10 protein-coding genes are annotated in these 13,267 nt (G+C 34.9%); all 10 read left to right on the forward strand.

Features of this window, described 5'->3' with window-relative positions:
• A complete protein-coding gene (locus IW15_RS22930) occupies nt 1-2,358 on the forward strand; it encodes a hypothetical protein (protein WP_034708671.1) in 2,358 nt (785 codons plus the stop codon).
• A 22-nt stretch (nt 2,359-2,380) separates the two neighbouring features.
• Entirely contained in the window at nt 2,381-6,145 is a 3,765-nt protein-coding gene (locus IW15_RS22965) for a hypothetical protein (protein WP_131368451.1), read from the forward strand.
• Between the two features lie 64 nt (nt 6,146-6,209).
• The gene (locus IW15_RS01330) at nt 6,210-8,951 is read left to right on the forward strand and encodes a hypothetical protein (RefSeq protein WP_034708674.1); all 2,742 of its coding nucleotides are present in this window, start codon (nt 6,210-6,212) and stop codon (nt 8,949-8,951) included.
• 8 nt (nt 8,952-8,959) lie between these two features.
• Nucleotides 8,960-9,505 carry a hypothetical protein gene (locus IW15_RS01335; RefSeq protein ID WP_034708676.1) on the forward strand — a complete coding sequence of 182 codons (546 nt, stop codon included), beginning with the start codon at nt 8,960-8,962 and terminating at the stop codon, nt 9,503-9,505.
• 94 nt (nt 9,506-9,599) lie between these two features.
• Complete coding sequence (locus tag IW15_RS22970; protein ID WP_034708678.1) at nt 9,600-9,815, forward strand: hypothetical protein; 216 nt, start codon at nt 9,600-9,602, stop codon at nt 9,813-9,815.
• Nucleotides 9,812-10,108, forward strand: a complete 297-nt coding sequence (locus IW15_RS22975; protein WP_034708680.1) for a hypothetical protein — start codon at nt 9,812-9,814, stop codon at nt 10,106-10,108. Before IW15_RS22970 ends, IW15_RS22975 begins: the two co-directional genes overlap by 4 nt.
• 273 nt (nt 10,109-10,381) lie before the next feature.
• Nucleotides 10,382-10,915, forward strand: coding sequence for a hypothetical protein (locus tag IW15_RS01350; RefSeq protein WP_034708682.1), 534 nt, complete (start codon nt 10,382-10,384; stop codon nt 10,913-10,915).
• A gap of 214 nt (nt 10,916-11,129) precedes the next feature.
• Nucleotides 11,130-12,050 carry a helix-turn-helix transcriptional regulator gene (locus IW15_RS01355; RefSeq protein WP_034708684.1) on the forward strand — a complete coding sequence of 307 codons (921 nt, stop codon included), beginning with the start codon at nt 11,130-11,132 and terminating at the stop codon, nt 12,048-12,050.
• A 54-nt stretch (nt 12,051-12,104) separates the two neighbouring features.
• Nucleotides 12,105-12,728: an energy transducer TonB gene (locus tag IW15_RS01360; RefSeq protein ID WP_228384292.1), complete on the forward strand. Its 624-nt coding sequence runs from the start codon at nt 12,105-12,107 to the stop codon at nt 12,726-12,728.
• A gap of 4 nt (nt 12,729-12,732) precedes the next feature.
• On the forward strand, nt 12,733-13,164 hold the full coding sequence (locus tag IW15_RS01365; protein ID WP_034708686.1) for a nucleoside deaminase: 432 nt from the start codon (nt 12,733-12,735) through the stop codon (nt 13,162-13,164).
• Nucleotides 13,165-13,267 lie beyond the last annotated feature (103 nt).

A 13,267-nucleotide genomic window follows, 5' to 3' on the forward strand; every position in this document is an offset into this window, starting at 1 on the left:
ATGAAAACAAAACAAGAACTAAAAAAATATTTCGAAAACGGGGATATTCCGGTACAGGAAGAATTCTGGGAATGGCAGGATTCATACTGGCACAAGGATGAAAAAATCACGTCAGATACATTAGATTATGACTTTTCAAAAAAAGCAGATGCAAATGCCTCCAATATAAACCCGCAAAATGCACAGCTTTGGAAAGAAAAAATAGAAACACAAACGTCGATTCAGAATCCTGAATTGAATGGAAATATTTTAACGATATTTTATGTCGGAGAGAATGGTATTCAACAAAGTAAATCGGTGAATTTAAGCAGTTTGATAACCAATGATATCAGCATTGAACATGCAGAATATGATGCCTCTCAAAATATCATTACCATTATCCAGAATGATGGATCTTCATTTTCTATCAATCTTTCTGAATTTAGTATTATTCCAGCTACAAATCCAGATGGAAGTGTTTCTTTGGCTCAGGAAGGTGTCGAAAAAATAAAAATACATAAAGTTGGTATTTCAGGCAGCTATAATGATCTGAGTGACAAGCCAACTTTTTCAGGAAATGACACATTACAATCGGTTATAGACAGAGGTAATTCTTCTGTGAAACCTATTGTTTTTAATGCTGATCAAGGCAGAGTTGGCGAGTTGAACTTTAACAAAAACTCTTACTCACATTATTTTGGAAACCATAGTAATAATGATTTATCTTATTATACGGTTGCTATCGGATATAATACTTTATCAGCATTAACCACAGGTCAGTCAAATGTTGGTATTGGGTCCTATGTATTGGAAGCAACCACGACAGGTACATTAAATACTGCTGTCGGAGTAAATGCAGGACAAAAACTAACCACAGGCCAATATAATGCTTATTTCGGCTGGGGTTCAGGGAATAGCTGCACGACAGGTAACTCAAATACCATGCTTGGTGATGAAGCCGGAAACAGAACTACAACCGGATACAAAAATACATTTGTTGGAATGGGTGCCGGTTATTATAATACAACTGGAAACCTTAATACATTGATAGGTTGGAAAGCCAATAATCAATCAAATTTGGGTGATAAAAATATTATGATTGGTGTTTCAGCCGGTTCGGGGGTTACAGGGAATAATAATGTTTTGATGGGTACAGGAGCAGGAATGAATGACGGAGCAATCAGTAATAAATTAATCATCCACGGTAACCAAACATTATCAGGATATTCAAATACTGCTGAGGGAAGTTTTGGAAGTTTCCAACAAGGTCAATTAAACAGAGCTTTAATCACAGGAGATTTTCTAGATCGTTGGGTTAGGATGAATGCCGGGTTTTTACAAATCGGATCACCTGCTTCAAATGCTAATGATATCACTATAACTCCCACAGCAGGAATAACAGCTGCAAAATTATATACCCCTACAAGTAATAACGATTATATTCAACAGGGTTGGATATTAAACAATTACTATAACCAGACTCAAATTAATTCACTATTGAGCAGGACGTATCATGTAATGGGTTCGGTGGTAAATTTTGGAGCCTTACCTACAACAGCCCAAACAGTAGGTGATGTATGGAATTTACTTGATACAGGTGAAAACTATGTATGGGTTGACAACCTGAATAATACCGGCATTCCTGGCTGGGATAAACTCTCCGGAATGGTTGATGTTTCGGGTTATATACCACGAACAGGAACCGCTACAGGCCAACCTATTACAGGTGATATTGAATTCTCAACTGCAACTCCTGCCCTATTAAAAAGTGGAAACACTTGGGTTGCAATCAATAATGGAACTTTTGATGTTTCATCAGGTTCTTCAGTTTCTGCAACGGATAAATCATGGTTAGTTGTTAGCCAAAATGAAATCTATTTAGGTAAGCAAAATTTAGGAAGTCCAGGAAAGCATATATCTATATCAAATTCTGCTAATTATATAGATATAGGAGCTGAATACGATGGTCCTGGATTAGTCGGATCAAGCTATTACGGAGAAAATTATGCTGATCAATCATTTATCCAGAAGAAGTATGCAGACAAACAGCATTCTTACACTACAAAAGAAGAATTAACTGGTGGAACCTGGATCAATGGCAAACCCGTCTACAAAAAAACCTTGTATTTAGACCAAATTCCAAGAACTGGTGAGATTGATTTCAAAATTGAATTCCCAGATATTGAAACCATTATTTCCAACGAGATGTTTACAGAATGGTATGTTCTGGATACGGCATTTGCAGGTAACCAATGGCGAACAAAAGTTTACATCACTGTAGAAAGAAAAAAGGCGACAATTGAGCTGTTAGGAGAACCTGATTATGATTATTCTGTCATTGATTCATTTACCCTGACCCTTGAATACACAAAAAAATAAATCATTAAAACAAAATATTAAAATGGCAACAAACAATACACCAACAAAGACCGCATTTACTGTAGGAGGATCCTTAGTCGGAGAAGGCATTATTAACTATAAAGAAACAAATACTATGAGTACAGCAAGTAATGCTGCACAGACACTTTTCAGGTTTGTGAGTTTAAGAAATCCACAATTAACGGAAACTAAAGATAAAAATTTAGGCTTTATCCACAGACCAAAGGGCGCAACCGGTATTTTCGATACCGCAGTTGCCGGAAGACCCGCCAAAGCTTCCAAATTTGGAGAAATGAAAAGAGCAGCCAGTGGATTCAGTAATCTGGGCTTTGAATCAGAAAAGAAAATTGAAGAAGGAGTATTTAGAGATCTTCTTATTATCGGGCGAAAACTTTCTAAAAAAGAAACGTTAGATAGTAATGACTGGACTTACGTTACAGATTATTACAAAACCCTTATCAATGCCAATAAAGAGCTTACCGCTCAAGGAGTTCAAACATTCTCTCTTCTTTGGAATAATTTCATCTATGTGATCGTTATTCAGGGAGACTTCTATATTAAAGAAGCGATCAGCCACATTCTGATGGCAATTCAGCTTGGTTTTGCGAACAATCAGGATCTTACAGATCAGGAAATCATTAAGGTGAATGGTGAAAAACCATTAGAAAAAGCGATGGATGGAAAAGTAATATTACCAACATCTTTATTTTCAGAAGATACGGAAACATCATTTTCACCCTCTTCCAGAACGTCTGAAGATTTATCCACACCGGTTCTGAGTACAAAAACTATTCAGAGATTAGAAGCTGAAGCAAGAGCTTCCTTAACTGCAGACAAAGCAATCCACAGAAAAGAAGCTTTGGAGAAATTAAATACCGAACTGGAAAAACTTCAGAAAAAATACCACAAATCCCGTTACCAGGCATATCAGGAGGAATACTCAAAATATATGGGTGAAAATAGAGAACGCCTGGACATTTATGAAAGAAAACTGGCCGAAATCGAAAGTAAAATAACTCCGGAAACCACGGAAGAAGAGAAAATACGTCTTTACGACAGCTTAAAGGAATATGAAGTTCCATCCTTTGAATTTTCATACAAAAATGAAATTGATTTAGAAGATTTACAAGCAAAGCTTTCTCCGGAATCTTTCGATCTTTTTGTAGAGCTTTTCTCTGAATTTGATGCAGAAAAAGTGTCTAAAGTTCCTACTACAGAAAGAATTCAGCTTCTCTCAGGCAATACACTAAAGATTGGAAATGAGACTATTATGCTTGATGACGAAGTTCAAACGTATTCTGATGCTTTAACAGCCATCCAGGGCCATATTTCTTCATCATCACAAATAGCATTGCAAAACATGCCTCTTTTACAACAACAATATGTAAATGTTGGAGGTGCTTCTATCCCCGTTATTCAGAATACATACAGAACACCAATGGCATATAGTTTCTTTGCACACAGTTCTTTCAGGTTATCAGGAAGTGGAGGATTTGTTAATTTCTCTTTTGAGGTCGAAGATGCTTCATGGAGTGTTGCCAATGCCAAAATCATTGCCACCACAGACGTTGCCGGAACTTTTGAAGAAAACTACAGTAATATTTATGTCGTAGATAATAAAATTACCTTACCTACGTGCTTAGTGGATAAGTTTCGATATACTTTAAGTTTCAGAATAGAAATTATTTTTGATAACGGAAGCCAGGCATATGGAGATATCGGTGAACAATACCCGAAAGAGGACTTAAACCTTACGGGAATGCTTACCCTGAAACGTGCAGTAGAAAACCCAGGAAATCCGGGTGAACCAGAACCTGTAACAATTCAGAAACGTAAAAATTTCGGAATCAAAAGGCTGGGTGTTGCAGATTATCTTAAAGTCGTACAAAGTGTTCACGCTTATGTTCCAGGGGAAGTTTCCAATATTGAGAATGTAATGGCAAGCGAACTGAGACACAAGTCTTCTGTTTCAAGAGATTATTCTGAAATTACGGATACCACATCTAAATCAGAAGAAACCGAGAAAATTTCCGATACTTCCAAAACCTCCAGAACAGATATGCAGACGGAAATTGCTAAAGAACTGGAAAAAGACCAAAGTATTACAGCACATACAAGATATAGCTATGGAGCAGGCAAAACCGTTTTTGAAGTTGGGGCAGAATATGCCAACAATACTGCTCAGCATGACAGTACAAGACAGGCAATGATGAAATCTCAGGAGATCACGGAAAGAGCCATGGAAAGAGTTCTCACTAAAATTTCTGAAGAAAGAGTACAGAAGATTATCAAAGAATACACAGAAACCAATGTCCACGAATTTGATAACAGAGGAAAAGCTCTTACAACCAATCAACCACCACAGCACATTACAGGAGTTTATAGATGGGTTGATAAAAAAATGAAAAATCAGATCTACAATTATGGTAAACGTACCATGTTTGAATTTATGGTTCCTGAACCTTCAAGATTACACCGTCTGGCTCTTACAGTAGCCAAAGCACAGGTACTTACTGCTCCAGTAGATCCAAGAACAGCACCGGAAAGAGCATGGACAATGCCGGATCCGAAGTCCGCAACTATAGAACAGATCCAACATTGGGCACAAATTTATGGTGTGGATCTAACTGAACTGCCTGAAATTAACAAAACCGTTTCAGATACAAGATCTGGAGGAGGAGAAGGTGTTTTTGATTATGGTGTTCCAGCAAACTATGCTTGTTATTCATTTGATGGAGGTGTACATTATGAGCGTTCCAAAGGATGGCACAATGCCAAAATTTGGGTATATCACCCTACTAACAGCAGTACAATTTATTACAACAGTGATCCTGACGGACCAATCGGAGCTTCTGGGTTTTCACTTGAAAATTCTGTGAAGGTACCTTATAATGGAAATTATTTAAATTCAGTTTCCATCAACTTAAACTTACACTGCAAACTTTCAGACGCCTTCATCCAAAGATGGAAAACGGAAAACTTCAATGCTATTATCAAGGCTTATGAAGCCGCTTATGTGAAATTCCAGGAGGATCAGGCAAGATTAGATGCAGAACAGAAAGAAAAAGAAGAACAACTTAAAGAAAGGCAAGGTAATTTCTACCGTTACATGGAACATGATGTTTTAAAGCACAACTGTATTGCATACTTGCTACAGGATTACCTTACTACATTAGGATTGGAAACAACAAACGGAGCTGATGACAAAACAACAATGGATAACTTCCAGGTGTATCTGAATGAAAATCTTGATAAATACACCGCACTTGCCAAGTTTATGGAGCAGGCATTTGAATGGGAGATTATGGATTACACCTTCTATCCGTATTATTGGGCAAATCGTAAGAGCTGGCAGGAATTTTATCTGAGTGAAAGCTTAGATCCATTATTCAGAAGTTTCCTACAAGCCGGAATGGCAAGAATTATCGTTACCGTAAAACCAGGCTTTGAAAATGCCGTGCAGTTCTTCCTGGAAACGGGTATCATCTGGAACGGTGGTGAAGTTCCGGTAATCGGAGACCCAATGTATATGAGTATTGTGGACGAAATGAGACAGCCTACGGGAGAAGCTCAGGGTAAATATTGGATTACCAGAGTGCCTACTACACTTACCATTCTTCAGGATAAATCTACCGGACTTCCAGTGGAACAGCCATTACCGATTTTCCCGGAAACTGATCCGAAAAATTGTGAGAATCCTTCTGAATTAGAAACTAAGACAAGTTTCAGATTAGATGAAGATGCACAATTGCAACACGGAGAAAAGGAAACAAGCACCTTGGATTAAATACATTAATGAAATGGTGGCAATAAAGCCACCATTTCTTTTTTAACAATTAACACTTATAAAAATGAAACCAATAAATGCATTAGGGACTAATGATTTACCTTCATTAAAAATGCCTAAAATCACAAAAATAAGTGGCCTAGGAATCTCTCCTGAAAATAAATACAGCAATTTAGATGGAGAAGGGGCTACCTACTTTCACAAGTTTTTACCTTATGGAGATATAAACAAATTGGTTGATGAATATAATGACCCTAAATTTTTGAAGGAGCATAGCGATGCTGATTTATTAATATTCTATTTACTTGGAAGTAAAAATGAACTATATATTACCATTACTGGAAGGTCTAAAGAGTATGATAAATTATTAAGTTCTCAGCAAGTTTTCAAATATGACGGCTTTAATGATAAAGTAACCTTTAAAGAATATATTATCAGTAATATCATTAAAGACAGGCAAGAAGCATTCATATTTACTCACGATGAAATTTCAACTGCCATTGAAGATGCTATATCAGATTATAAATTTATTACCAGTGAACAAAATAGCAAGCAAGAATCAAAATTTGCCGTACCAAGCCAAGTTTTGAAAAACAAGGTAAACTTAAAAGAACAAGGTATAATAAAGGCTTTACAGGAAGTAAACAGAACAATTGCCAAAATGAGGGCAGAAGAAAAACACGCCTATAATGAATGGATCATTTCTAAAGCAGATCCCTACAACTATTTTTGGATTCATATCAATAACAACAAAGATTTCTCTTTAAAAGACTTGAAACAACTCATTAATCAGCTTAAGAATTACAAAAAAAATATGGGCGAGCTGAAAGATGGGAGAATTACAAGTATTGCAGATATGAATTCTTATGTTGAAGAGAACCTTACTGCGGGAGGAAGTATGTTTAAATGGTTTATTGATACTCCTTTTTTCAGTTTAGATCCTGATCAGAGAAAAAAATACATCGAACTATATTGTGTAGAGGAAGAATTTTTTCCAAGATTTAATATTTCAACAGGCTTCAATGATGGAGATATTGTAGCCGCTCTATTTAAAACCTGTTCCAATAAACAGGATCTCTTCGACATTATCATATGTCTGGAACAAGAGGGAAAACTTTTTCACTTGCTGAATAACCTGAGATTTAAAGCATTTTCCGAAGTATGTTCTATTATTAGTAGTGTCTATATGACGTATGTCAAAAAAGGAGAAATGGATAAAAAATATGCAGAAGCATTGGAATTCGGAAGGCAGATCTTATTTGACAATAGGACTTTTGGAAATCATAATATAGAGGAATTTGATACTGTACATAACAAACTCAAATTTACCACAGATTTGAATCTCTTTGTGAAAATCGGTAAAGGGACCATTGCAGCCCCCCTTCTTTCTAATATGAATGCTGATGATTTACAGAAACCTATTTCCTGTAACCCCTTAGATATTATAAGTCTTACACCTGTGGAAGATATCGAGATATATAAACTAAAAGCAGGTGAAATATATGCTGTTCCTGCCTGCTTTGTTTATTTTCTGTATAACGAAGAAACATGGAAAACAAATATACTTGCTGCACAGGTTATTGTTCAAATGGCATTCTGCCTTATTGGTGTAGGAGAAATAATGGCTGCAGTAGAAGCAGGAAGTACTATTGGAGTAGCTTATTCGGCTACTGGAGTAGCAATAGATGCAGGCTTTGGAGCTACCTTGATTCCGGAATTTGGAAAAGATCATCCGGTAGTTACCAAATATATACATTATGCTATGTGGGCGCGTTTAGCTACCGATTTTATCAATGTAAAAGGATTAACAGAAGAGCTAAATACAGCCATTAAAGCAAAGCAAATTAGGTTTGAGCCTTATGAAGCTACTATAGATGGCGTAAAGATCATCAAAGGAATACAAAAAACATATAAACCACTTTCCATTCCTCAGGTTTTTCCTTCAATAATTTTTCCACCGGCAGTGATAGCTTTATATGGTTTATCTTCTGCTGCCAAAAGAATTATATTTGCTGTAGAAAAGGTATTTGAATCTCAAAGAAGCATTTGTGTATTTTTTAAAGGGGCAGAAATTTTTAGGGGAAGTAAAGCCGAAGCCAAAGTATTTATGGATAATGCAGTAGCTATCTACAAAAATGAAGGACAAACCGCTATGGAAAACTTCTTTTTTGCGGAAAGAACTTCTCAAACAAATAGACTTTTACATTCTCAAACAAAAGTAGGAGATATGGACACGTTTGTTGGGACGCTTATTAAGAAGAAAAGTAATCTTGAGTATAATTATGAATTACACGATTTTCAGTATGGTAAAAAACAATGGACGGCTCATGATAAGATAGATGATGATAAATTTTTATGTAAAGTTTACATAATGAAAGATAATGGGAAGAATTTATATTCCGGAGACTTTTTTATACCACCATCATTAAACGCCACATTGCAGGCAAACAAAGCAGAAATGACAGATATTAGTTTAGGAAAAACCATGTATGATGACGGTTTTGTATCACTGCAAAAAGATTTAGGAAAAGAATTTGAAGGAATTTATGGCCTGTATCAAAAAAGTTCAGCCTATGTTGCATATGGAGGAGAATCCGTAAATTTAACCAAGTTTAAACAAGCCATGCAAGGAAAACAGATTACAAAAGAAAATATTATAGAAGCTGTAAAACAGATTACACCTTACAAATGGGCAAAAGAAAAAGGCTTTGACAAAATTGAGTTAAAAACTCCTATGATTAAATTTGATGAACTATCAGGAGATATTAATAAATTAGAAGAACTTAAGGTAATATATTATAAATAATTAACATCATGGCACAAGAAGAAATGGATTTTTTATTATTATCAATCCAAGACTATAAAAAAAATGGTTTTTACAATTCTAAAATTGCTCCTAAAGGATATTATTGTCGCTTAAGGGACTATCAAAACAATCCTGAATGGAATGAATTTGATTTTAAAAAAGAAGTTTTTGAAGAATTGTTGGGAGAAGATTTTGGGAAGCATGATTTTTATTATGAACCTAATACTTGGGAATTCATAGTACAAGCAATAGAAAAGAAGATAAGGGAAGTACTAAAAATGAAGAAAAAAGTACCAAAAGAACATACACAAAACCCTATGGAATATCTAAAGACATATAAAAGTAAAAATTTTGACACCGATCCTGCAATTTTTCATGAAGATGTAAGAGAATTTTTAGGAGAGCTATATCATTATAATCTTAGAAAAAACTCTGGTGATAGTAATTTGAATTATTTACAAATGTTCTATAATACTTTAAAAAAAAATTACGAAGAGGGATACCCTTTGTATATTTCAGTAGCTACTATAGAAGACCAGAAGAAATATCCTTAAATCAAACAGTCTAATAAAGACGGTTTTTTGTAAATAGAGCTAGATAATATAGACAAGATACAAGAAGTTATCTTTATTTTTTAAAAATAAAGATATGGAAAAGGAAATAAATTATATTGTATTAGTATCAACAAAAGACTATAAAACTGATGGAATGAAAGTGGCGACTGCACCACAACAACAAAGAATATTATTTTTAAACCGTCCAATTAAAGATCAATCTTTCTTTGGAGAAAGCTTAGGTAAAAAAGAGTTTTTTTGGAGGCTGGTTCTTATGGAAATATTATTGAAGAGTATGAAAATACCTTGAGAACACTTCTAGAAAAAGAACATGAAGCACCTAAAGAATATTACAATAGACTGGAGGAATATAAAGAAAAAGTACACCGAAATCTGTTTACCCATAAGGAATATACCGATAATCATTTTTATGATGAGGTACACGATATTTTAGGCGAATATTATGTGTTACCTATGAGATTTCCTCCTGAAAGAATACCGTACGAATTCAATAGACACTATCTTTCCATAAAAAAACTATTTGATAGTGGTGAACCTTTATATATTAGTACCGAAATGCCGTTTGAAGATTTAGGATTTTAAATTATAAAGCCGCTCCAAAAGGGCGGTTTTTGTTTTAAAAGTATGAAGAATCTGTAAACTTACACAAGTTAAAATATGAAATCTTTGGTTTATCAATAACCAAAGAAAACCTGGAAGTTGCCGCCCTAAAAACCTTTACAGGAAAATGGGCAAAAAGTAAGGGATATGGAAAACCAGAACTTTATAATGCTACTGAACAATTAGATGAAATACAGCAACTAGGAGACATAGAAAAAGTAACTAATATTGTATTCATATTTAAAAAATAAAATAATGGAAGAAGAAAAAAAAAACATCATTTTAGTTTCAACTAAAAATTATAAGACCGAAGGAATAAAATGTACAGAAGGTAATCGTAAGATAATATTCTTAAATCCCAAATTAAAAGATCAGGTTTATTTAGAAACAGAAATTTACAAATCCATTTTCGGAGAAGACTTAGGTAAAAAAGAATTCTTTTTAAAAGCGGGTTCTTATGGTAATATTATTGAGGCGTATGAAAATACCTTAATAACACTTTTGGAAAAAGAACATAAGGTACCTGAAGATTATTATGATAGACTAGATGAATATAGAAAAGTAGTGTATAGAAATTTATTTACCCTTGAAGACTATGTGGATAATAAACACCGCTTTGATGAGATTCATGAAATTTTAGGTGATTACTATGTGCTAAAAATGAAATATCCCTTAGAGAGAATACCGTACGAGTTTAATCTTCGATATATCAGAATGAAATCTTTATATGATAGTGGAGAGCAACTATATATTAGCTCACTTCTAAATTACGAAGAATTAGAATTTTAAAAGTAAAAACCGCCTTATTGGCGGTTTTTAAAGTGAAAGAAACCGAATTAATTTCAGATAAGACAATTGCATTCTCTATCATAAAATTATGGAAGCCATAAATTAACGTTATTACATTACTATTGAAATTTTATTCTTTTAAAACCTAATAAAAAATAAAACACGACACGTTTTGTCGCATTAAGAATCTATATTTGTCTTACAAAATTAGATCATGAAAAAAGATTTTTACCTGACAAGATATGCCTTAATTATTAAAAGATTAGAAAGTTCTCCGGCGACGTATTCTCAACTGGAGGACTATCTTTTAAACTCTTTCGAATTTCAGGATGCCGATATCAAAAGCTACTCGATTCGTACACTGCAAAGGGATATCCGGGAAATATCAGATCTTTTTAACCTTTCCATTCACAATAAAAAGAAAGGAGATAACCGTTATTATATCGAGAGTCGCCCGATTATGGAAGTAGATGAGTACAACCAGAAATTGTTGGAATCTTTTCAGGTGAGCAACGCCATGAATACCCATCCCAATTTTTCCGATTTCATTTTTTTCGAAAGCAGAAAACCTACCGGGATTGAGAACTTTTATGACCTGTTCTTTGCCATTCGTAATAAAAGGGTGGTTTCTTTTGAACACTACAACTATAAAAACAAGCTGATGACCTCCCGAAAAGTTCATCCTCTGGCACTGAAGGAATCCAAAGACAGATGGTACCTTATCGCCATAGATACGAAGGATAAAATCTTAAAATCATTCGGTTTAGACAGAGTCAATTATCTGGATGTAAGCGACAACAAATTCCGCGAAAAGTATAATTACAATTTCAGGGAACATTTCAAGAATGCGTTTGGCGTCATGAATCTGGCCGAGCAGAAGCCGCAGAATATTGTCATGAAATGCAGCAGACATCAGGGAGAATACATCAGAAGTTTCCCGCTCCATCAATCTCAAAAAGAGACCAAGGAAACGCCTGAAGAGATCTATTTTGAGTTTTTCCTTCATCCCACTTATGATTTTATGCAGGAGATTCTTTCGTTTGGAAAAGAGGTAACGGTATTGGAACCTAAATGTTTAGTTGATGATATACGCACCCATCTTCAGGAGTCGCTGAACCGCTATTTTCAAAACTAATATAAGAGAGAAAGTTCCATATTTTTTGATTATATTTACATAAACATATCCATATTGAAGGCTTTTTTCATCAGTATCTGCTGCTTATTTTCTTGTTTCTGTCTGTCACAGCAGAAGGAAGAATTCAAGCAGGTAAAAAACTATTACAACCAGCATCGCGGTATGCTGAATACTGAATTTAAGAAAAAGTTTGATGCCGAACCCAATACCTTCAAAAAAGCTACCATAAAAAATGATTTCCTTTTTTTCATGAAAAAAATGGATAGTATTGAGAATGTGGCCTTAATCGGAGCACTGCTTAAAGTAAGAAACCTGGAAGATCTTCAAAAAATTACCCGTACAGGATATGCCGCCGATAAATTTGCCGATAAGTCGACCATCATTCAAAAACCTGCAGATTATCCCGGTGGAATCGATATTTTGAGGCAGGAAGTCATCAACCTTTTTTATGCAGACGGCGTTTATACTGAAACCAAATCCATAAAGACAAATGTAGCTTTTGTTGTGGAAAAAGACGGTTCCATCAGTAACGTCCATGCACAGGGTGATAATTTCACTTTCAACAGACAAGCTGAAATTGCATTATACTCCATTTCGGAGAAGTTCTCTCCTGCTGTCATCAATGGTGATCCAGTACGATTCAATTTCAAATTTCCATTAACCCTGACCTTCGAATAATTACATGTTTACAGACGAATATTACATGAAAATGGCTTTACAGGAAGCTGAAATAGCCTTAGAAAAAGATGAGGTTCCGATTGGATGTGTTATCGTTTCCAATGACAGAGTGATTGCAAGAGCCCACAACCTTACTGAAACGCTCAATGATGTAACAGCCCATGCAGAAATGCAGGCTATCACTTCAGCAGCCAATTTTCTGGGTGGAAAATATTTGAAAAACTGCACATTGTATGTTACGCTCGAACCTTGTGTAATGTGTTCAGGAGCCTTGTCCTGGTCGCAAATTTCGAAAGTTGTGATTGGCGCAAGGGATGAGCAGAGAGGTTTTATCAATAAACACCTTTCCCTGCATCCTAAAACAGAAATGGTAACTGGAATCATGGAACACGAATGCTCTACGATTGTTAAAGAATTCTTTAAAAGCAAAAGGTAAATTCATTTCACATCTTCTATTACCATATGAAAGATGAACCAAAAGTTAAAAATCCACCTTTTTTCAAGAAACAATATTAAATATACACCAAAACAATATTTTA

Origin of the sequence: Chryseobacterium soli (genome assembly GCF_000737705.1) — a bacterium.
Lineage (GTDB): Bacteria > Bacteroidota > Bacteroidia > Flavobacteriales > Weeksellaceae > Chryseobacterium > Chryseobacterium soli.